Below are 21728 nucleotides of genomic sequence, written 5' to 3' on the forward strand. Positions count from 1 at the left end.
TCCGTATCAGCGAAAGCCGCGGCGCTCGCGGATCAGGGCGTAGGCGCTATGCAGCTCGCGGGTGCGCTCGGTGGCGTCGCGCACCTGAGCGGCGTTCGCACCGGCTCCGGCCTGCTTATCGGGATGATGCTTACTCAGCAGGCGGCGGTAGGCCCGCTTGATCAGCTGCGGATCGGTATCCGCACGCACACCCAGCAACTGCATGGCCTGCTCATAAGCGCCTCCCCGACCGGCCGGCGCCTCCTTGCGCCGAGCCGCGCCCGGGTCCAGCGCCGCGACCTCGGCCGCATCCCAGCCCAACCACTTGCCCCAGAGCAGCACCAGCTCATGTTCGCGAGCGCCGATTGGCCCCTGCGCACGCGCCATGCGCCAGCAGGCCTGGATCATACGACGATTCTCTTCACGTTGGCCGCGCAGCCGCTGCAGGGTGTCACGCAGGCCATCACCGCTGGCCTTGCCGCGATTGAACGCAGCGATGGCTTGCCGCTGCGCCGCAGCATCAAGACTCTGACGGCGCATTTCGTCACGGGCGGCCTGGATATGTGCCGGGCTCACGCGTCCGCCACTCTTGGCCAAACGCCCCAATAGGAAGAACAGCAAATCATGGCCTTGCAGCACCGGTTTACCGGCCAGGCGCGCACGCAGGCTGGCCCAGGAATCGAGCCCTAGCCGGCGATCCAGCACCTGCCCCAGCAGACCGCCGAGCAAAGCGCCCGGAATGCTCGCCAGCAACCAGCCGATCAGCAGCCCCAACAGCGTGATGGGCCAGAACATGTCAGCGTCGCGCCTCCAGTAGTTGCTCGACTTCCGCCAGGCGCTCGTGGGTGCCTACGTCCACCCAGAGCCCGGCATGGCACTCGCCACTCACCTGTCCATCAGCCATGGCACGGCGCAGCAACGGCGCCAGTTTGAAGGCCCCCGGCTGGCAGCCTTCGAACAGCGCCGGATGCAAAACGGAGATGCCGCTGTAGGTCAGCGCGTCGTCACTGACCTCGGGTTCCGTGACAGCCGATTCGGCCAGACTGAAATCACCCTTGGGGTGGTGCGGAGGATTGTCCACCAGTACCAGATGCGCGAGCCCCGCCAGAGGGCGCCGCAGTTGGGCGAAGTCGTAGTCGGTCCAGATATCGCCGTTGACTACGAGGAACGGCTCATCGCCCAGCAGGCGCAGAGCCCGGTGGATACCGCCGCCGGTCTCCAGCGGCTCGCCTTCGGCCGAATAGCGGATCGCCACTCCGAAGCGGCTGCCATCGCCAAGATAGTCCTCGATCTGCTGCCCAAGCCAGGCGTGGTTGATCACCAGTTCGTCGAAGCCGGCGGCCGCCAGCGCACGAACGTGGTACTCGATCAGCGGCACGCCGGCGGCGCGAACCAATGGTTTGGGCGTATGCAGTGTCAACGGGCGCAGCCGCTCGCCCTTGCCGGCGGCCAGAATCATCGCCTTCATGCGTGCGGCGCCTGCGGCAGCTCGGCCAGCAGCTGTTGCAGCTCGGCCAGCTCTGGTCGCCGCGCCAGCACCGCCTCGATATAGGCAAAGAAGCGCGGCACGTCGGCCAGGTAACGTGGCTTGCCGTCGCGGTGGCAGATTCGGGCGAAGATGCCGATCACCTTCAAGTGACGCTGCAGCCCCATCAGGTCACTGGCACGCAAGAACTCTTCGAGCGAATCAGGCAGCGCGACGCCGGCTGCACGCGCCTTGTGCCAGTAGCCTTCGAGCCAGGTCTGAACCTGCGCTTCGGGCCAGCTGAGAAAGGCATCCTTGAACAGCGAGGTGATGTCGTAGCTGACCGGGCCGAGCACGGCATCCTGAAAATCCAGCACGCCGGGGTTGGGCTCGCTGATCATCAGATTGCGCGGCATGTAATCGCGATGCACCAGCACCCGCGGCTGCGCCAGCGCCGAGTCGATCAGCTTCCGGCAGATACGCTCCCAGGCAGCCTGCTGCGCGTCAGTGAACGTATGGCCAAGGTGGCGCTGCACATACCACTTAGGGAAGAGCTGCAACTCGCGGCGCAGCAGCGCTTCGTCGTATGCCGGCATCGGCTGCGAGACAGGCTGCAACTGGAATTTCAGCAGGGCTTCGATGGCATCATCGAACAGCGCGTTGGCATTACCCTGATCGATCACGTCCAGGTATGTCTGGCGTCCCAGGTCGGAGAGCAGCAGAAAGCCGCGCTCGAGGTCGGCCGCGAGCACCTGCGGAACATGCACGCCGGCTTCATCCAGCATCTGCGCCACCTTGACGAAGGGCCGGCAGTCTTCCTGGGGCGGCGGCGCATCCATCACGATCAGGCTGCGCTCGCCGCCCTGCCAGCGGAAGTAACGGCGAAAACTGGCGTCACTACTCGCCGCTGTAAGCTGTGCGGCCGGTACTTCGCCCCAGCCGCAACGGGCGAAGACTTCAGGTAGTTGCTGGTCCAGCCAGGCGCTCAGGTCCAGCAGACGTTGATCTTGATGCGGCATCCAGGGGGTCTCCACGGCGCTAGCCGATAGGCGGGTCATGCTTTATTATCCTGCATCTTTCTCAGCCCATCGAGAGGCGTGCGGCCCAGCCGGCCGATGGCTCGCCGCAAGCACGGACCAAAAAACAAGATGGCAGTCAAATACCCCGCGTTTCGTAAAAAATTCCCTCTACTGGTTACTGGCGGTCTGCTTGCATTGCAACCGGTAGCTGTACCTTTTGTCTTCGCAGCCGAACAGTTTGCCTGCCAACCCGATGCGACCGGTGGCTGGAATTGCGCTTCCAATGTGCCGAGCCAGACACTGCCGCCGCGCCCGGCGCAAAGTGGTAGCGTTGCGACCACGCCGAGCACCAGCAAGTCGACAACCGCCAAGGCGCAGGCGCCGACCGCAACCACCAAGCTGGTCACCGAAAGCAAAGGCCGCGCCCTTGCCTCGCGCAGCGCCGACTTCAGCCACCTCGACTGGGTGCCGCGCGATCAGCTGACCCCTGCCCAGCTCGCCGAAACCGGCCCGTACTGCGCCGGCACCTATGTCGAGCCGGATCGTCCTGGCAAGTTCGACACCACGCCGATGAGCGAAGCGCCGACCTATGTGTCGGCCAAGGCGACACGCTACGAGCAGGAGCAGGAAATCGCCACCCTCGCCGGCGAGGTGGTCCTGCGTCAGGGCAGCATCCAGGTCGAGGCGGACGAAGCCAGCCTGCACCAGCTGGAAAATCGCGGCGAGCTGACCGGCAACGTGCGCTTCCGCGACCGTGACGCACTGCTGGTCGGCGATCGCGCCGAAATCTTCCTCGACAGCGGCGAAGCCAAGGTGGAAAACGCCGAGTACGTCGTGCATTCCGGCAAGGTCCGCGGCAGCGCGCAATACGCCAAGCGCGAAGAGACCGCCATCATCCGCCTCAAGGATGGCACCTATACGAGCTGCGAACCGGGTGAAAACACCTGGCACCTGAAGGGCAACAACGTCACGCTGAACCCGGCCACCGGCTTTGGTTCGGCAACCAACGTCACGCTGCGGGTCAAGGATATTCCGGTGTTCTACACCCCCTATATCCACTTCCCCATCGATGACCGTCGCCAGTCGGGCTTCCTCGCGCCGAGCATCGGTTCCTCCAGCGATACCGGTTTTTCGCTGCAGACGCCCTATTACTTCAACCTGGCGCCGAACTTCGATGCGACCCTGTATCCGCACCTGATGACCGACCGCGGGCTGCTGATGGAAGGCGAGTTCCGCTACCTGACCCGCAGCAGCGAAGGCCAGTTCGGCGCAGCCTACCTGGACGACAGCAACGACGACCGCAAGCTGCAGTCCGAGTACGAAGACCAGCGCTGGATGTACAGCTGGCAGAACCGTACCGGGCTGGATTCGCGCTGGCTCGCCGAGGTGGACTACACCGATATCAGCGATCCGTACTACTTCCAGGATCTGGATACCAACCTGGATATAAATCAGCCTGATCACCTTGATCAGCGCGGCACGCTCACCTATCGCGGCAACACCTACACAGCGCGCCTGAACATGCACGCCTATGAGCGCGCCACGGTCACTGACATCACGCCTTACGAGCGATTGCCGCAGCTGACCCTGGACGGGCGCCTGCCTTTCCAGCCGGGCGGCCTGAATTTCGCCTACAAGACCGAGTTCGTCAGCTTCCAGCGCAGCCTGCGCAGCGGCAACTTCATCAACGAAGACGGCAATCCGGAGCAGTGGTACGACGATCGCCTGCGCGGCCTGACTCGCGCCGAAGGCGAGCGTCTGCATCTTGAGCCGGGCGTCAGCCTCCCTCTGAACTGGTCGTGGGGCTTCCTCAAGCCTTCGCTGAAATATGCGTACACCCAGTACGACCTCGACTTGGACGGCCGCGGCCAGAGCACTCTGGCCAGCTACGAATCGTTCGACAGCAGCCAGAACCGCAGCGTGCCGATCCTGAGTGTCGACAGCGGCCTGTACTTCGACCGCGACACCCAGTGGTTCGGCAAGGACTATCGCCAGACCCTCGAGCCACGCATGTTCTATCTCTACGTACCGGAAGAGGATCAGGACGACATCCCGATCTTCGATACCGGCGAGAGCAGCTTCAGCTATTCATCGCTATGGCGCGAGAACCGCTTCTCTGGAAAAGATCGCATTGGCGACGCCAATCAGGTTTCGCTCGGCGTGACTAATCGCTGGGTCGAACCCAACGGCTTCGAGCGTCAGCGTTTCAGCATCGGCCAGGCGTTCTACTTTGAAGATCGCAAGGTGCAGTTGCGTGGTATCGATTACCGCACTCGCGCAAGCGCCACTTCCGACGTATCGCCGTACGCGTTGGAATACATGTATCGCTACAACCGCGATTGGCGCTTCACCTCGACTTTCAACTGGGACCCGGACAGCCACAGCACACGCTCTGGCAGCGCAATGTGGCATTACCAGCCGGAAGACAACCCAGGCAAGATCATCAATCTAGGCTATCGCTACCGCAACGACACCATGCGGTTCGACCAGGCGACAGGCGAATGGACCTACGGCGGCGATTACGGCACGCCAGACTCGCCGGAGTACATCAAGGACTACTACAAGATCAACCAGCATGACTTCTCGGTCATCTGGCCGGTCGTCCCGCAATGGAGCGTCATCGCCCGCTGGCAGCATGACTACAGCCGCAGCCGCACGCTGGAAGCCTTCGGTGGCTTCGAGTACGACAGCTGCTGCTGGAAGCTGCGCCTGATCAATCGCTACTGGGTCGACTACGACGAGACCAGCCTCAACCCCGACCGCAACGACGAGCCGGACCGCGGCATCTTCCTGCAGATCGTCCTCAAGGGACTCGGCGGCGTAGTCGGCAATGGGACCGAAACTTTCCTCGACGAAGGCATTCAAGGCTACCGTGAACGTGAAGATCAAGCTTTCTGAAGTACTGCGCCCGCTCGCGCTCGGCGCTCTGCTGCTGAGCGGTGCGACTCTCGCGCCTGCGGCCCTCGCTCAGGTTCAGCCACTGGACCGCGTCGTGGCGATCGTCGATAACGACGTCATCATGCAGAGCCAGTTGCAGCAGCGGATACGTGAAGTTCAGCAGACCATCGAGAAGCGTGGCGCTGACGCGCCGCCCATGGATGTCCTGCAACAGCAGGTGCTGGAGCGCCTGATCACCGAAAACCTGCAGCTGCAGATCGGCGATCGTTCCGGCATTCGCATCGCTGATGAAGAGCTCAATCAGGCCATGGGTACCATCGCCCAGCGCAACAATATGTCGCTGGAGCAGTTCCGCGAGGCGTTGTCGCGCGATGGCCTGAGCCTGGAAAGCGCGCGCGAGCAGATCCGCCGCGAAATGGTCATCAGCCGCGTGCGTCAGCGTCGAGTGGCCGAGCGCATCCAGGTATCCAACCAGGAGGTGCAGAACTTCCTGGCTTCCGACCTCGGCAAGCTGCAACTGTCCGAGGAGTATCACCTGGCGAACATCCTCATCCCGGTTCCAGAAGCAGCTGATTCGGCAACCATCCAGGCTGCCGAACGTACCGCGATGGATACCTACCAGCAGTTGCAACAGGGCGCCGACTTTGCCCGCCTTGCCGTGTCTCGTTCCGGCAGCGAGAACGCACTGGAAGGCGGCGACATGGGCTGGCGCAAGGCGGCTCAACTACCGCCGCCCTTCGATGCCGTAGTACGCGAATTGTCGATCGGTGAAGTGACCGAGCCGGTGCGCACGCCGCCGGGCTTCATCATGCTGAAGCTGCTGGAAAAACGTGGCGGCGAGACACAGGTGCGTGACGAAGTGCATGTCCGCCACATCCTGATCAAGCCGAGTGCGATCCGTAGCGAAGACGAGGCCCGCCTGCTGGTACAGCGCTTGCGCGACCGCATCAGTGCTGGCGAAGACTTTGCCCAGCTGGCCAAGAGCTTCTCCGAAGATCCGGGCTCGGCGCTCAACGGCGGCGACCTGAACTGGATCGACCCAGCCTCGCTGGTACCCGAGTTCCGCGAAGTCATGGCGAACACGGCAAGCGGCGAACTCTCCCAGGTGTTCAAGTCGCCCTACGGCTGGCACATCCTCGAAGTGCTTGGCCGCCGCGCCACCGACGCCAGCGAGCAGTTCCGCGAGCAACAGGCGCTAACCCTGCTGCGCAACCGCAAGTACGATGAAGAACTGCAGGCCTGGCTTCGCCAGATCCGCGACGAAGCCTACGTCGAGATCAAGCTCTAAGCTTCAAGTAGAAGTCACACGTTAGACAGGAATGCGGGGTGTTGGCCGAAGGGTCGCCACCCCGTTTTTCATTCCGGCGGCAACCACCACCCCAATCCGAGAGTGCCTCGATGTCTGTTTCCTGCCCCTTCGTTCTCACGCCCGGCGAACCGGCCGGCATCGGTCCGGATCTCTGCCTGCTGCTTGCGCGTGAGGCCCAGCCTCAGACCCTGATAGCCATTGCCAGTCGCGCGCTGCTGGCCGAGCGCGCTGCGCAGCTCGGGCTGGCGATCGAGCTGCGTTCAGTCGACCCGCATAGCTGGCCAAGCGAACCGGCACCAGCCAACAGCCTGTACGTCTGGGACACGCCACTCGATGCACCAGTGACGGCGGGCCAGCTCGATTCGCGCAATGGTCGCTACGTTCTGGAGACGCTGACCCGCGCTGGAAAAGGGTGCCTGGACGGCAGCTTCGCCGGCATGATTACCGCGCCTGTACACAAGGGCGTGATCAACGAGGCCGGCATCCCCTTTTCCGGCCACACGGAGTTTCTCGCCGAGCTGACCCACACCGAGCAGGTGGTGATGATGCTTGCCACACGGGGCTTGCGCGTCGCACTGGTGACCACGCATCTGCCGCTCAAGGATGTCGCGGCAGCAGTTACATCGGAGCGTCTGGAGCGGGTTACGCGGATACTGCACAACGATCTGGTCAGCAAGTTCGGTATTGCCCGACCGCGCATTCTGGTCTGCGGGCTGAACCCGCATGCCGGTGAGGGTGGACACCTGGGCCGCGAAGAGATCGAAATCATCGAGCCGGCGCTTGCCAGGCTGCGCGAAGAAGGCATCGATCTGGTCGGTCCGCTACCGGCCGACACGCTGTTCACGCCAAAGCATCTCGAGCGTTGCGATGCCGTGCTGGCGATGTACCACGACCAGGGCTTGCCGGTGCTGAAGTACAAAGGCTTCGGTGCTGCGGTCAATGTCACGCTCGGCCTGCCGATCGTGCGCACCTCGGTCGATCACGGCACCGCGCTGGACCTGGCCGGCAGCGGCAGGATCGACACCGGCAGCCTGCAAGTCGCGCTGGAAACGGCGTACCAGATGGCCGCCAGCCAGCGCTAGCGAGCACCGCACGCGGCTCGAACGATCTTCTTGCCGCCCTCGCCTGCTAAAATACGCGCCTTATCCGTTTCTCAGCTTCAAGCTTCAGGCTTCAAGCTGCTCCCTGGAGCCCCGATGTCCGATTACCAGCACCGCGCGCGCAAGCGCTTTGGCCAGAACTTCCTGCACGACGCCGGCGTCATCCACCGTATCCTGCGGGCGATTCATGCCAAGCCGGGTGAGCGACTGGTGGAAATCGGCCCAGGGCAGGGTGCCCTCACCGAGGGACTGCTCGACAGCGGTGCACATCTGGATGTGGTCGAACTCGACCTCGACCTGATCCCGATCCTGCAGGGCAAGTTTGCCGACCGGGACAATTTCACCCTGCATCAAGGCGATGCACTGAAGTTCGATTTCAGCCGCCTCAGCGAGGAGGCGAACAGCCTGCGCATCGTCGGCAATCTGCCCTACAACATCTCCACGCCGCTGATCTTCCACCTGCTCTCCCACGCGCACCTCATTCGCGACATGCACTTCATGCTGCAGAAGGAAGTGGTCGAGCGCCTTGCGGCAGAGCCGGGTGGTGGTGACTGGGGACGGTTGTCGATCATGGTGCAGTATCACTGCCGGGTGGAGCATCTGTTCAACGTCGGGCCGGGTGCGTTCAACCCGGCGCCAAAGGTCGATTCGGCGATCGTTCGCCTGGTGCCCCATGAAACGTTGCCGCATCCCGCGCGCGACCACCGCCAACTGGAGCGAGTCGTTCGGGAAGCGTTCAACCAGCGTCGCAAGACGTTGCGCAACACCCTCAAGGGGTTGCTGGACGCCGAAGCCATCGAAGCGGCGAATGTGGACGGCAGCCTGCGTCCCGAACAACTGGACCTGGCGGCCTTCGTTCGCCTTTCCGATCAACTGACCGAGCGCAGCTAGGGCCCAGCCCCAGACCTGCCCTCCAGCGAGCCGGCCAATGTCCAACGACAATCACTACCGCATCGATGTCAGCATCACGCCCCGCTATCTGGCAGCACAATCTGAGCCGGAACAAAATCGCTACGCTTTTGCCTACACCGTAACCATCGAAAATAATGGCCAGGTGGCAGCGCAACTGATATCGCGACACTGGATCATTACCGATGGCGATGGCCAGGTGCAGGAAGTACGCGGTGCCGGCGTCATTGGCGAGCAGCCGCTTATCGCACCAGGCGAACACCACGTCTACACCAGCGGAACGCTGCTGGCGACCTGTGTCGGCAGCATGCAAGGCAGCTATCAGATGTTGGCCGAAGACGGCCACAGCTTCGATGCCGTCATTGCGCCGTTCCGCCTGGCCGTACCCGGAGCACTGCATTGACGACCTATGCCGTCGGTGACCTGCAAGGTTGCCTCGAACCGCTCAAATGCCTATTGGAGCGCGTTGACTTCAGTCCCTCGCGCGACTGCCTGTGGCTGGCTGGCGACTTGGTCAATCGCGGCCCACAATCGCTGGAGGCGCTGCGTTTCGTCCGCGACCTCGATTCGTCCGCGATCACCGTACTTGGCAATCATGATCTGCACCTGCTGGCCGTAGCGCACAACATCGAGCGCATGCGCAAATCCGATACGCTACAGGTCATTCTGGATGCGCCGGATCGTTGCGAACTAATCGACTGGCTGCGTCAGCAGAAGCTGATTCACTATGACGACAGACGCCACACAGCCATGGTGCACGCCGGCATTCCGCCGCAGTGGTCGCTGGAAAAGGCACTCAAGCGTGCCGCCGAAGTGGAGCAGGCGTTGCAGGACGACGCACTGCTGCTGCCGTTCCTCGACGGTATGTACGGCAATCAACCGGCGAAATGGAGCAAGGAATTGCACGGCGTACCGCGGCTTCGCCTGATCACCAACTATTTCACTCGCATGCGCTTCTGCAAGGCCGATGGCACCCTCGATCTGGAGGCCAAGGAAGGAGCGGATAGCGCCCCCGCCGGCTACGCGCCCTGGTTCGCCCATGCCAACCGCAAGACTCGCAATGTCAGGCTGATCTTCGGCCACTGGGCCGCACTGGAAGGTCAGTGTGACGAGCCGAATGTCTTCGCGTTGGACACCGGCTGCGTCTGGGGCAATGCCATGACCCTGATGAACCTCGACAGCGGCGAAATGCATCGCTGCGAATGCGAACATGGGAAAACTGCATGACCGACTTCAAACGCATCCCGCCGGAACAAGCTCAGACCATGCGCAGCAGCGGCGCCGTTATCGTGGATATTCGCGACTCGCACAGCTATGCCAATGGGCACATCAGTGGCTCGCTGCACCTGGATAACCATTCGCTGCCTGACTTCATCGCCTCGGCCGATCTCGACCAGCCCTTGATCGTCACCTGCTACCACGGCCACTCCAGCCAGAGCGCAGCGGCGTATCTGGTCAATCAGGGGTTCTCGGATGTCTACAGCCTCGACGGCGGCTTCGAGCTCTGGCGACACACCTACCCCAGCGACGTCGATCACGGCGAGCAAGCGTAAAAAAATATTTCACCTCAATCGCCCGCCAACCGCGGGCTAGGCGCTCTCAGGCGCTAAAAGGCCGCGCTTAAAATCCCTCCCCCTCCTTGACCTTGCCGAATACGAACTATCCTTGAGTTCAGGCCATCCAAATAAACGAAGCCGGGAAACGGCTGACGGATTTCAGGGTTTCGACCATTAGGTGTTCGGGGGAACTCCACTGGCCGCCACTTCGGCCGGGCCCAGAGTGCCTGATGACGCGCCTATTCGTGCATCGATCGAGGTGAAGTCATGAGCATTTTCAGCCACTTCCAACAACGTTTCGAAGCGACCCGCCAGGAGGAATATTCCCTCCAGGAATATCTCGATCTGTGCAAGGCGGACCCGGGGACCTACGCCAGTGCCGCAGAGCGCTTACTCATGGCGATCGGCGAGCCGGAACTGGTCGACACTTCCGTGGACTCCCGACTATCGCGCATCTTCTCCAACAAGGTGATCCGCCGTTATCCGGCCTTCGAGGATTTCCATGGCATGGAGGAGTGCATCGACCAGATCGTCTCCTACTTCCGCCACGCCGCTCAGGGCCTGGAAGAGAAGAAGCAGATCCTCTATCTCCTCGGCCCGGTGGGTGGTGGCAAGTCTTCGCTCGCCGAGAAGCTCAAGCAGCTGATGGAGCATGTGCCTTTTTACGCAATCAAAGACTCGCCGGTGTTCGAGTCGCCATTGGGGCTGTTCAACCCAATCGAAGACGCGCAGATCCTCGAGGAGGATTACGGAATTCCACGACGCTACCTGAGCTCGATCATGTCACCCTGGGCCACCAAGCGGCTGCAGGAATTTGGCGGCGACATCTCCAAGTTCCGCGTGGTCAAGCTCTACCCGTCGATCCTCAACCAGATTGCCGTGGCCAAGACCGAACCAGGTGACGAGAACAACCAGGACATCTCCTCGCTGGTCGGCAAGGTGGATATCCGCAAGCTGGAAGAATTCCCGCAGAACGACGCGGATGCCTACAGCTATTCGGGCGCACTGTGCCGGGCCAACCAGGGCTTGATGGAATTCGTCGAGATGTTCAAGGCGCCGATCAAGGTGCTGCACCCGCTACTCACGGCTACCCAGGAAGGCAACTACAACAGTACCGAAGGCCTGGGCGCGATTCCTTACAGCGGCATCTTGCTGGCCCACTCCAACGAGTCGGAATGGCACAGCTTCCGCAACAACAAGAACAACGAAGCCTTCATCGACCGTATCTACATCGTCAAGGTGCCCTACTGCCTGCGTGTCCGTGACGAGATCAAGATCTACGACAAGCTGCTGACCAACAGCTCGCTGGCTCACGCCCACTGCGCGCCGGACACCCTGAAGATGCTCGCGCAATTCTCCGTGCTGTCGCGTCTGAAGGAGCCGGAGAACTCCAATATCTACTCGAAAATGCGCGTCTACGACGGCGAAAACCTGAAGGACACCGATCCCAAGGCCAAGTCGATCCAGGAGTACCGCGACACCGCTGGGGTCGACGAAGGCATGAACGGTCTCTCCACCCGCTTCGCCTTCAAGATCCTTTCCAAGGTCTTCAACTTCGACCCGCACGAGATCGCCGCCAACCCGGTGCACCTGCTCTACGTGCTGGAACAGCAGATCGAGCAAGAGCAGTTTCCGGCCGAGGTGCGCGAGCGCTACCTGCGCTTTATCAAAGAGTACCTGGCGCCGCGCTACATCGAGTTCATCGGCAAGGAGATCCAGACCGCTTACCTCGAGTCCTACAGCGAGTATGGGCAGAACATCTTCGACCGCTACGTGCTCTACGCCGACTTCTGGATTCAGGACCAGGAATATCGCGATCCGGAAACCGGCGAGATACTCAATCGCGTGGCGCTCAATGAGGAATTGGAGAAGATCGAGAAACCGGCCGGCATCAGCAATCCGAAGGACTTCCGCAACGAGATCGTCAACTTCGTGCTGCGCGCCCGCGCCAACAACAACGGCAAGAACCCGTCGTGGCTGTCGTACGAGAAGCTACGCGTAGTGATCGAGAAGAAGATGTTCTCCAACACCGAGGATCTGCTGCCTGTCATCAGCTTCAATGCCAAGGCGAGCAAGGAAGACCAGAAGAAGCACAACGATTTCGTCGTGCGCATGGTCGAGCGGGGCTACACCGAGAAGCAGGTCCGCCTGCTGTCCGAATGGTATCTGCGGGTGCGTAAATCGCAGTAAGCGGCTGGAAGCCTGAAGCTGGAAGCAGCGCGGCACGCTTCCAGTTTCAGGCCTATGGTTTCAGCCTAGCCCGGAGGGCCTATGAGCTACGTGATCGATCGTCGCCTGAATGGCAAGAACAAGAGCACGGTAAACCGCCAGCGGTTCCTGCAGCGTTACCGTGGGCATATCAAGAAAGCCGTGGAGGAAGCCGTCGGACGGCGCTCCATCACCGACATGGAACATGGCGAGCAGATCAGCATCCCTGGGCGTGATATCGACGAGCCGGTGCTGCACCACGGCCGCGGCGGCCGCCAGACCATCGTCCATCCCGGGAACAAGGAGTTCATCGCCGGCGAGCGAATTCCGCGCCCGCAGGGCGGCGGTGGCGGGCAAGGAGCCGGTCAGGCCAGCAACAGCGGCGACGGCATGGACGACTTCGTCTTCCAGATCACCCAGGAAGAATTCCTCGATTTCATGTTCGAGGACCTGGAGCTGCCCAACCTGGTCAAGCGTCACCTCACCGGCACCGACACTTTCAAAACGGTGCGTGCTGGCATCAGCAACGAAGGCAACCCGTCGCGCATCAACATCGTGCGCACGCTGCGCTCGGCCCATGCCCGGCGCATCGCGCTGTCCGGCAGCAGCCGCGCACAACTGCGCACCCTGAAGGCAGAGTTGGAGCGACTACGTATTGAGGAGCCGAACAACTTCGGCGACATTAAGGCTGCAGAGGAGGAAATCGAGCGGCTGATGGCGCGCATCAAACGCGTGCCGTTCCTCGATACCTTCGACCTGAAGTACAACCTGCTGGTCAAGCACCCCAACCCCAGCTCCAAGGCCGTGATGTTCTGCCTGATGGACGTGTCCGGTTCCATGACCCAGGCCACCAAGGACATCGCCAAGCGCTTCTTCATCCTGCTGTACCTGTTCCTCAAGCGGAACTACGACAAGATCGATGTGGTATTCATCCGTCACCACACCAGCGCCAAGGAAGTCGACGAGGAAGAGTTCTTCTACTCGCGGGAAACCGGCGGCACCATCGTTTCCAGCGCGCTGAAGATGATGCAGGAGATCATGGCCGAGCGTTACCCGGCCAATGAATGGAACATCTACGCAGCCCAGGCTTCCGACGGCGACAACTGGAACGACGACTCGCCACTGTGCCGCGACATCCTGATCAACCAGATCATGCCGTTCGTGCAGTACTTCACCTACGTCGAAATCACCCCGCGCGAACACCAGGCACTCTGGTACGGGTACAACCAGGTGGCTGAAGCCTTTTCCGATGCGTTCGCCCAACAGCAGTTGGTCAGCGCCGGAGACATCTATCCAGTGTTCCGCGAACTCTTCCAGCGGCGCATGACCAGCTGAGGTGTGCAGCATGAAGCGACAGCCCATTTCCACCGGCTCGGAATGGACCTTCGACCTGATTCGGCAGTACGACCGCGAGATCGGCCGTATCGCCGAACGCTACGCGCTGGATACCTACCCGAACCAGATCGAGGTGATCACCGCCGAGCAGATGATGGATGCCTACGCCTCCGTCGGCATGCCGCTGGGCTACCACCACTGGTCCTATGGCAAGCAATTCCTGCACACGGAGAAGAACTACAAGCGCGGCCAGATGGGCCTGGCCTACGAGATCGTGATCAACTCCGATCCCTGCATCGCCTACCTGATGGAAGAAAACACCATGTGCATGCAGGCGCTGGTGATTGCCCACGCCAGTTACGGCCACAACAGCTTCTTCAAGGGCAACTACCTGTTCCGCACCTGGACCGACGCCAGCTCGATCATCGATTATCTGGTCTTCGCCAAGCAGTACATCATGCAATGCGAAGAGCGCCACGGCATCGATGCGGTGGAGGACCTGCTCGATTCCTGCCACGCGCTGATGAACTATGGCGTTGATCGCTACAAGCGGCCCTATCCCATTTCTGCCGAAGAAGAGCGGCGGCGGCAGAAGGATCGAGAAGAACATCTGCAGCGGCAGATCAACGACCTCTGGCGCACCATCCCCAAGGGTGCGGAAAAGGGCGATGCCCTGGCGGACAGCCAACGCTTCCCCGCCGAACCCCAGGAGAACATTCTCTATTTCATCGAGAAACATGCCCCGCTGCTCGAGCCCTGGCAGCGCGAGGTGGTGCGCATCGTGCGCAAGATCGCGCAGTACTTTTATCCGCAGCGCCAGACCCAGGTAATGAACGAAGGCTGGGCCACGTTCTGGCACTACACCCTGCTCAACGACCTTTACGACGAAGGCCTGGTTACCGACGGCTTCATGATGGAGTTCCTGCAGTCGCATACCAGCGTGATCTATCAGCCCGGCTTCGACAGCCCTTACTACAGCGGCATCAATCCCTACACCCTGGGGTTTGCGATGTATCAGGACATCCGCCGGATCTGCGAGCACCCGACCGAGGAAGACAAGCGCTGGTTCCCGGACATTGCCGGCAGCGACTGGCTGACCACGGTGAAATTCGCCATGAACAACTTCAAGGATGAGAGTTTTATCCTGCAATTCCTCTCGCCCAAGGTAATCCGCGACCTCAAGCTGTTCAGCATCCTCGATGACGATCGCAAGGACGAGCTGCTGGTCCCGGCGATCCACGACGAAAGTGGCTACCACACCATTCGGGAGCTGCTGGCAGCGCAATACAACCTGGGCAATCGCGAGCCCAACGTGCAGGTCTGGAGCGTTGACCGCCGCGGCGACCGCTCGCTCACCCTGCGTCACCAGCAGCACGACCGCAAACCGTTGGGCGTTTCCACCGACGAGGTACTCAAGCACCTTCACCGACTTTGGGGCTTCGACGTGCACCTGCAATCGATGCAGGACGACAAGCTGGTCAATACCCACCATATGCCGCAGCGCCCAAGCAGCGAGGCCGAGGGCGACAACCGCTTTCCCGGGATGAGCTTCGCCTGATATTGGCCACGGGGAAGGCTCGCCCGGTATTTGCCCTCACATCGGCCTGTTGTCGACGTCGTTATCCTTTATCCTCCGCGCCAACGGAGGTGGACATGCAGATCTACAAAGTCGGCGGCGCAGTACGCGACCGCCTGTTGGGGCGCACGGTAAGCGAAGTGGACTGGCTGGTGGTCGGTGCTACACCGGAACAGATGCAGGCCCGCGGCTTCCGCCCGGTCGGTGCGGACTTTCCGGTATTCCTGCACCCGCAGACCGGCGAGGAGTACGCCCTGGCGCGCACCGAACGCAAAAGCGGTCGCGGCTATGGCGGGTTCACCTTCCATGCCAGTCCCGACGTCACGCTTGAAGAGGATCTGCAGCGCCGCGACCTCACCATCAACGCCATCGCCGAAGACGACCGTGGCCAGCTGATCGACCCCTACGGTGGCCAGAGCGATCTACAGGCGCGCCTGCTACGCCACGTCTCCCCGGCCTTCGCCGAAGACCCGCTGCGCGTGCTGCGCGTGGCGCGCTTCGCTGCACGCTACGCCGAACTTGGTTTCCGTATCGCCGGCGAAACCCTTGAGCTAATGCGGCTGCTGGCCCGCTCCGGCGAACTATCGGCGCTGACAGCGGAGCGCAGCTGGAAGGAAATATCCCGCGCACTGATGGAACCACGGCCGGACGTATTCATCCAGGTGCTTCAGGACTGCGAAGCGTTGGCCGAGCTGTTCCCGGAACTCGCCGCGACCTTCGCCATGGGCAACGCCACGGGTGAGCACCTGCTCCGTGCACTTCGCCGCTGTGCCGAACATGCCCAACCACTGCCGGTACGCTGGGCCTGCCTGTTGCTCGGCGGCGCAACGCCGGACGCTGCACCGCAAGCACGCCTGCCCGCCATCGACGCTCTCAACCAGCGCTGCAAGGCGCCGAGGGACTGCCAGGAGCTGGCGATGCTGCTCGGTAGGTATCACGATGACGCGCTCAACGCCAAGAAGCTGCAAGCGGATGCATTGCTCGACATGCTGCAGCACTTCGACATCTACCGCCGCCCCGAGCGCTTCGAACAGTTCGTCGCGGCGTGTGAAATGCACGCCCAGGCAGGTTCGCCGGGCGAGTTGCTCTTCGACGCTGATTATCTGCACGGCGCGGCCAACGCGGCGCGGGCCGTCGCGGTCAAACCGCTGCTGGATCAGGGGTACAAAGGCGCCGAACTGGGCAAGGCACTCAGCGCTGCGCGCCTCGATGCCCTGCGCGCCTACTGCCGGGAAAATTCGAAGTAAGGCGATTCAGGCGCGCTGTGGAGGATAGCGGCGGATCAGATCGACAGGTGTCAGCTCGCTGCCGCGCCACTGAAACGGCACCGGCCAGAGCTGCTGGTTGATGGATGATTGCGCCCATAGATCAGCGAAGGGTTCGCCTGCAGCGGGATGCTTCACGGTCGGCGCCAGCAGCGCCAGCGGCCAGAGCACGAAGGCGTTCTTCAGAATCTCCGCCCGCGGCAACTGCAAGCCATGGAAATTGCCAACCAGCTCGCCATACAGCAGCACGTCGATATCCAGCGGCAGCCCCCTGCGATCCGGCGCGTAGCGGCCGTTGTCCGCCTCGATGAACTTGAGCCGGCGATCCAGCTCGGTCAGCGGCAGATCGGTATAGCCGGCCACCACCAGGTTGTAGAAATTGTCGCCCTTGTAGCCCACCGCAAGGCTCTCGAACACCGGCGAGCAACGTATATCCTGCAGCAGCTCGGCCAGCGCATCGAGCCCGGCATGCAGCCGCAGTTCGCGCTGCACATTGCTGCCCAGGCCGAGCATGACTGGGGTCAGCGACATCCGCGTTCGATCTCCACACCCAGCGCCCGGGCACGCGCATTGACACCGGGCTTGGTCACGCGCAGGCGCAGCCAGACGATGCCGAACTCGCTCATCAGGCGCTGCGCCAGGCGTTCGGCAAAGGTCTCGACCAGCTCGAAGCGTGCCTCGGAGGCGAACTGATCGATGGCGGCAGCGACCTTGGCATAGTCCAAGGCCTTGTCGAGCTCATCATTCTCGGCGGCGGGACGAATGTCCCAGCCCAACGTCAGGTCTAAGTGCAGGCACTGGCGAATGCCCCGCTCCCAGTCATAGGCGCCGATTACCGTATCCACTTCCAGGCCTTCGATGAAGACTGTGTCCACGCAACATTCTCCTACGGCACGACAAGCTCGAAACGCGCCGTTAGACTCAGGGACTCCCTGCCCCGGATGGATTCCATGTTCTGGCTGCTGACATTGCTCGCGTACCTGACCGGCTCGCTGTCATTCGCCATACTGCTCAGCCGCCTGGCCGGAATGCCCGACCCGCGCGCCGGCGGCTCCGGCAATCCCGGCGCCACCAATATGCTTCGTCTGGCAGGCAGGCGATTGGCGATCTGCACGCTGTTCGGCGATCTGCTCAAGGGCCTGCTGCCCGTACTGCTGGCTGCGTCGCTGGACATGTCCGTCCAGCAACAGGCCTGGATCGGACTTGCCGCCGTCTGCGGCCACCTCTATCCGTTGTATTTCCGCTTCCGCGGTGGCAAGGGTGTCGCCACTGCTGCCGGCACCCTGCTGGCGCTCTATCCGCCGGCCGCACTGCTGGCCATCGTCGCCTGGCTGCTGGTGTTCCGCCTGACCCGGACCAGCTCGCTGGCCGCCCTCATCGCGCTGCCCCTGTGCCTGCCATTGCTGGCCTGGCAGCAACCGGGCGCCCTGCTGCCGATGAGCCTGCTCGCCACACTGATCGTCTGGCGGCACCGCAGCAACGTGCGCGACCTGTTCGCGGGCCGCGAGCGGCATTTCTGACCGCCCAACGTTCATCAGATCGCCGGCAGTGTCTCCATTGACCAGCGCGGCTGCACGGTGATCGCCGGACCATCATGCTGCCCGGCGAGCAGACGCTGACAGCCAGCGTAGGCGATCATCGCGCCATTGTCGGTGCAGAAGCGTGGGCGTGCATAGAACACCTGGCCCTTGAGCTCGCCGAGCATCCGCTCCAGCGACTCGCGCAGTGACTGATTCGCGCTGACCCCACCGGCAATGACCAATGACTTCAGACCCGTCTGCTTGAGCGCCCGACGACACTTGATGGTCAGTGTTTCGACCACCGCCTGCTGGAAGGCCAGCGCGATATCGCAGCGGGTTTGTTCGGACTCATCGCCCGCGGCACGGCACTGCTGCCAGGTATTTAGGGTGAAGGTCTTCAGGCCGCTGAAGCTGAAATCCAGACCGGGCCGATCGGTCATCGGCCGCGGAAAGACGAAGCGGCCCGGAGTGCCCTGCTCGGCGAGGCGAGCGATTTCCGGCCCGCCTGGGTAGCGCAAACCCATCAGCTTGGCGGTCTTGTCGAAAGCCTCACCGGCGGCATCGTCGACCGACTCGCCGAGCAGCTCGTACCGACCAATGCCATCCACTCGGACCAACTGCGTATGGCCACCCGACACCAGCAAGGCGACGAACGGGAATGCCGGCGGCTGCGCTTCGAGCATCGGCGCCAGCAGATGACCTTCCATATGATGCACACCGACCGCCGGCACGCCCCAGGCCATAGCCAGCGCCTGGGCACAGGAGACCCCAACCAGCAGCGCACCGACCAGCCCCGGGCCCGCCGTATACGCCACCGCATCGATCTGGCCAGCCTCGCGACCAGCCTCCTCCAGCACCTGGCGAATCAGCGGCAGCATACGCTTCACGTGGTCGCGCGAGGCGAGCTCGGGCACCACGCCGCCGTAGACGCGATGCAGGTCGATCTGGCTGAATAGCGCGTCGGCCAGCAGGCCCTGCTCGCTATCGTAAAGCGCGACACCAGTCTCGTCGCAGGACGTTTCCAACCCCAGCACCAGCATGGGTTCAACCTTTCCGGAGGGCGAATGAAGCCGTGCATATTAATCGTCGGGCCGTCCGACCGACCAGCGCTTTTCGATCAGGGGCTTTGCATTCCGCAATTGGAGCGGGTAACATCCGCAACCCTTAAAACCAGCGTGCTTGCGAGTCATTGCCGAAGCGCGTTGCCACCGGTAATCAAGTGAAGGTAAGTCCTGGATGCCCGCTGTCAAAGTTAAAGAGAATGAACCCTTCGACGTAGCACTGCGTCGTTTCAAGCGCTCCTGCGAGAAAGCAGGCGTTCTGGCCGAAGTCCGCTCGCGCGAGTTCTACGAGAAGCCGACTTCCGAGCGCAAGCGCAAGGCTGCTGCTGCAGTCAAGCGTCACGCCAAGAAAGTGCAGCGCGAGCAGCGCCGCAGCGTCCGCCTGTACTGATCCAGTACAGCTGACGTCGCATCAAGCCCGGCTCAGGCCGGGCTTTGCATTGCATGCATACTCCGCTTCGCCAGCCGGCGAATGGCCGGAGTTTTTTCATTTCCGGCTCATGCAATGCGAGCGTAATCTGACACCCTTATGGCCGGCCTGATCCCGCAATCTTTCATCGATGATTTGCTCAACCGCTCCGACATCGTCGAAGTGGTGGGTTCACGCATCCAGCTGAAAAAAGCCGGCAAGAACTACAGCGCCCTCTGTCCTTTTCATAAGGAAAAGACGCCCTCCTTCAGCGTCAGCCCGGACAAGCAGTTCTACTACTGCTTCGGCTGCGGCGCCGGCGGCAACGCGCTCGGCTTCGTCATGGACCACGACCAACTGGATTTCCCCCAAGCGGTCGAGGAACTGGCCAAGCGCGCCGGCATGGAAGTCCCCCACGAGGATAGCGGGCGCAAACACAAGCCGCGCCAACCGGTCGACTCGCCGCTCTACCCGCTACTCGCTGCCGCAGCCGATTACTACCGCCAGGCACTGAAGAGCCACCCGACCCGCAAATCGGCCGTCGAGTACCTCAAGGGCCGCGGCCTCTCCGGCGTGATCGCCCGAGACTTCGGCCTGGGCTTTGCTCCGCCCGGCTGGGACAACCTGATGAAGCATCTCGGTGGCGATGCCCTGCAGCAGAAGGCACTGATCGATGCCGGCTTGCTGATCGAGAACGCCGAGAACGGCAAACGCTACGACCGCTTCCGCGACCGCGTGATGTTTCCCATCCGCGACAGCCGCGGCCGGGTCATCGCCTTCGGCGGCCGCGTCCTGGGCGACGACAAGCCCAAGTACCTGAATTCCCCGGAAACCCCGGTATTCCACAAGGGCCAGGAACTCTACGGCCTCTACGAAGCACGCCAGGCCAACCGCGATCTCGACGAAATCATGGTGGTTGAAGGCTATATGGACGTCATTGCTCTGGCCCAGCAAGGCTTGCGCAACGCCGTCGCCACTCTCGGCACCGCGACCAGCGAAGAGCATCTCAAGCGCCTGTTCCGCATCGTACCGAGCGTGCTGTTCTGCTTCGACGGCGACGCCGCTGGACGCAAGGCCGCCTGGCGAGCCCTGGAGGCGACCCTACCGAACCTGCAAGACGGCCGTCGCGCACGCTTTCTGTTCCTGCCGGACGGGGAAGACCCCGACACCCTGGTCCGCGCAGAGGGCACCGATGCGTTTCGCGCGCGCATTCAGCAGCATTCGCAGCCGCTGGCAGACTATTTCTTCCAGCAGCTGAGCGATGAAGCCGATCCGCGCTCACTGGAAGGCAAGGCCCACCTGGCTACGCTTGCAGCGCCGCTCATCGAAAAGATTCCAGGCTCCAACCTGCGCGCACTGATGCGCCAACGCCTGACCGAGATCACCGGCCTCAACGGCGAAGCCCTGCAGTACATGGCGGCCACACCCGCACCGAATCCCGGCAACAGCACACCCGAATACGACGACTCGGCGTACTACGAAACCGGCGCACACTATGCCGAAACGGACTACTTCGAGCCTCCGGAAGCGCCGAAACAGCAACGCAGCGGCAAGAAGGAATGGAAGAAAGACTGGAAAAAATCCGGACAGCGACCAGACTTCAAGCCTCACGGACCTCGCACACCAGCCACGGTCGAACCACCGACACTGACCACACTGCGCACACTGCTGCACCATCCCGAACTGGCGCAGAAAGTCGAAGACGTCAGCCACTTCGCAGCCGAGGACGACACCTACGCACAGTTGCTGGTTGCGCTGCTCGGCGCGCTGCAGAAGAACCCGAAGCTGCGCAGCCTGCAATTGATCGCCCGCTGGCATGGAACCGACCAAGGGCGACTTTTACGTGCACTTGCAGAGAAAGAATGGCTGATCTCTGCCGATAACCTTGAACAGCAGTTTTTCGACACCATTAATAGCCTTGCCGCCCGACAGCGGGAACGCCGACTCGAGAACCTGCTGCGCAAGGCTCGCCAGGGTGAACTCAGCGCAGAGGAAAAAGACCAACTGCGTAACCTACTGAGCCGCAACGCAATACCCACGACACCGACCTCAACTGGCGCGTGAGGTCTTAGCTCAGCTATAATGCTCAGCTTGTTTTCAGCCCGCCAGAACCTTCAGT

The 21728-nt window shown here is 62.2% G+C and carries 20 protein-coding genes; 14 read left to right on the top strand and 6 right to left on the bottom strand.

All coding sequences use genetic code 11. From position 1 onward, the window contains the following. Positions 1-6: 6 nt before the first annotated feature. The 3 genes from BHD08_RS11235 to BHD08_RS11245 are packed head-to-tail and all read right to left on the bottom strand — an operon-like array spanning position 7 to position 2463. Positions 7-774 (bottom strand): TerB family tellurite resistance protein, encoded by a 768-nt coding sequence (locus BHD08_RS11235; protein WP_125022310.1) that lies wholly within the window; start codon positions 772-774, stop codon positions 7-9. A gap of 1 nt (position 775) precedes the next feature. Next, the gene (murU, locus tag BHD08_RS11240) at positions 776-1447 is read right to left on the bottom strand and encodes an N-acetylmuramate alpha-1-phosphate uridylyltransferase MurU (protein WP_125022312.1); all 672 of its coding nucleotides are present in this window, start codon (positions 1445-1447) and stop codon (positions 776-778) included. After that, positions 1444-2463, bottom strand: coding sequence for an aminoglycoside phosphotransferase family protein (locus tag BHD08_RS11245; RefSeq protein WP_125022842.1), 1020 nt, complete (start codon positions 2461-2463; stop codon positions 1444-1446). Before BHD08_RS11245 ends, murU begins: the two co-directional genes overlap by 4 nt. Before the next feature lie 129 nt (positions 2464-2592). Between BHD08_RS11245 and BHD08_RS11250 the strand changes: the two genes are divergently transcribed. The 11 genes from BHD08_RS11250 to BHD08_RS11300 all read left to right on the top strand — a co-directional run bounded on the left by BHD08_RS11250 (position 2593) and on the right by BHD08_RS11300 (position 16601). After that, entirely contained in the window at positions 2593-5361 is a 2769-nt protein-coding gene (locus tag BHD08_RS11250; protein ID WP_125022314.1) for an LPS-assembly protein LptD, read from the top strand. Next, positions 5342-6649, top strand: a complete 1308-nt coding sequence (locus BHD08_RS11255) for a peptidylprolyl isomerase (RefSeq protein ID WP_125022316.1) — start codon at positions 5342-5344, stop codon at positions 6647-6649. Before BHD08_RS11250 ends, BHD08_RS11255 begins: the two co-directional genes overlap by 20 nt. A 110-nt stretch (positions 6650-6759) precedes the next feature. Continuing rightward, positions 6760-7752 carry a 4-hydroxythreonine-4-phosphate dehydrogenase PdxA gene (gene pdxA / locus BHD08_RS11260; RefSeq protein WP_125022318.1) on the top strand — a complete coding sequence of 331 codons (993 nt, stop codon included), beginning with the start codon at positions 6760-6762 and terminating at the stop codon, positions 7750-7752. Positions 7753-7866: 114 nt separating this feature from the next. Then, positions 7867-8661, top strand: a complete 795-nt coding sequence (gene rsmA / locus BHD08_RS11265) for a 16S rRNA (adenine(1518)-N(6)/adenine(1519)-N(6))-dimethyltransferase RsmA (RefSeq protein WP_125022321.1) — start codon at positions 7867-7869, stop codon at positions 8659-8661. Positions 8662-8698: 37 nt separating this feature from the next. After that, positions 8699-9082: a Co2+/Mg2+ efflux protein ApaG gene (apaG, locus tag BHD08_RS11270; RefSeq protein WP_125022323.1), complete on the top strand. Its 384-nt coding sequence runs from the start codon at positions 8699-8701 to the stop codon at positions 9080-9082. Next, on the top strand, positions 9079-9906 hold the full coding sequence (locus tag BHD08_RS11275) for a symmetrical bis(5'-nucleosyl)-tetraphosphatase (RefSeq protein WP_125022325.1): 828 nt from the start codon (positions 9079-9081) through the stop codon (positions 9904-9906). Before apaG ends, BHD08_RS11275 begins: the two co-directional genes overlap by 4 nt. Beyond that, entirely contained in the window at positions 9903-10232 is a 330-nt protein-coding gene (glpE, locus tag BHD08_RS11280; RefSeq protein ID WP_125022327.1) for a thiosulfate sulfurtransferase GlpE, read from the top strand. The genes BHD08_RS11275 and glpE overlap by 4 nt, the downstream gene beginning before the upstream one ends. Before the next feature lie 270 nt (positions 10233-10502). Beyond that, positions 10503-12425: a PrkA family serine protein kinase gene (locus BHD08_RS11285; RefSeq protein ID WP_103456020.1), complete on the top strand. Its 1923-nt coding sequence runs from the start codon at positions 10503-10505 to the stop codon at positions 12423-12425. Between the two features lie 81 nt (positions 12426-12506). Next, positions 12507-13778 (top strand): YeaH/YhbH family protein, encoded by a 1272-nt coding sequence (locus tag BHD08_RS11290; RefSeq protein ID WP_125022329.1) that lies wholly within the window; start codon positions 12507-12509, stop codon positions 13776-13778. Positions 13779-13788: 10 nt separating this feature from the next. Then, positions 13789-15336 (top strand): SpoVR family protein, encoded by a 1548-nt coding sequence (locus tag BHD08_RS11295; protein WP_125022331.1) that lies wholly within the window; start codon positions 13789-13791, stop codon positions 15334-15336. 95 nt (positions 15337-15431) lie between these two features. Next, positions 15432-16601: a multifunctional CCA addition/repair protein gene (locus tag BHD08_RS11300; protein WP_125022333.1), complete on the top strand. Its 1170-nt coding sequence runs from the start codon at positions 15432-15434 to the stop codon at positions 16599-16601. A gap of 6 nt (positions 16602-16607) precedes the next feature. On the opposite strand, the gene folK is transcribed toward BHD08_RS11300, so the two are convergent. Both folK and folB read right to left on the bottom strand, forming a co-directional pair. Continuing rightward, on the bottom strand, positions 16608-17150 hold the full coding sequence (gene folK, locus BHD08_RS11305) for a 2-amino-4-hydroxy-6-hydroxymethyldihydropteridine diphosphokinase (RefSeq protein WP_125022335.1): 543 nt from the start codon (positions 17148-17150) through the stop codon (positions 16608-16610). Beyond that, positions 17141-17494: a dihydroneopterin aldolase gene (folB, locus tag BHD08_RS11310; protein WP_038663516.1), complete on the bottom strand. Its 354-nt coding sequence runs from the start codon at positions 17492-17494 to the stop codon at positions 17141-17143. The genes folK and folB overlap by 10 nt, the downstream gene beginning before the upstream one ends. Positions 17495-17569: 75 nt before the next feature. Here folB and plsY point away from each other — a divergent pair, with 75 nt between their 5' ends. After that, on the top strand, positions 17570-18139 hold the full coding sequence (plsY, locus tag BHD08_RS11315; RefSeq protein ID WP_125022337.1) for a glycerol-3-phosphate 1-O-acyltransferase PlsY: 570 nt from the start codon (positions 17570-17572) through the stop codon (positions 18137-18139). A gap of 14 nt (positions 18140-18153) precedes the next feature. Here plsY and tsaD read toward each other — a convergent pair whose 3' ends face one another. Next, the gene (gene tsaD, locus BHD08_RS11320; RefSeq protein ID WP_125022339.1) at positions 18154-19179 is read right to left on the bottom strand and encodes a tRNA (adenosine(37)-N6)-threonylcarbamoyltransferase complex transferase subunit TsaD; all 1026 of its coding nucleotides are present in this window, start codon (positions 19177-19179) and stop codon (positions 18154-18156) included. Between the two features lie 196 nt (positions 19180-19375). Here tsaD and rpsU point away from each other — a divergent pair, with 196 nt between their 5' ends. Together rpsU and dnaG are read left to right on the top strand one after the other, a co-directional pair. Then, positions 19376-19591 carry a 30S ribosomal protein S21 gene (gene rpsU / locus BHD08_RS11325; RefSeq protein ID WP_003296736.1) on the top strand — a complete coding sequence of 72 codons (216 nt, stop codon included), beginning with the start codon at positions 19376-19378 and terminating at the stop codon, positions 19589-19591. Between the two features lie 138 nt (positions 19592-19729). Next, positions 19730-21673, top strand: coding sequence for a DNA primase (gene dnaG / locus BHD08_RS11330; RefSeq protein ID WP_125022341.1), 1944 nt, complete (start codon positions 19730-19732; stop codon positions 21671-21673). The last annotated feature ends 55 nt before the right edge of the window (positions 21674-21728 follow it).

The sequence above is a fragment of the Pseudomonas sp. SCT genome (genome assembly GCF_003864275.1).
GTDB classification, from domain to species: domain Bacteria; phylum Pseudomonadota; class Gammaproteobacteria; order Pseudomonadales; family Pseudomonadaceae; genus Stutzerimonas; species Stutzerimonas stutzeri_AE.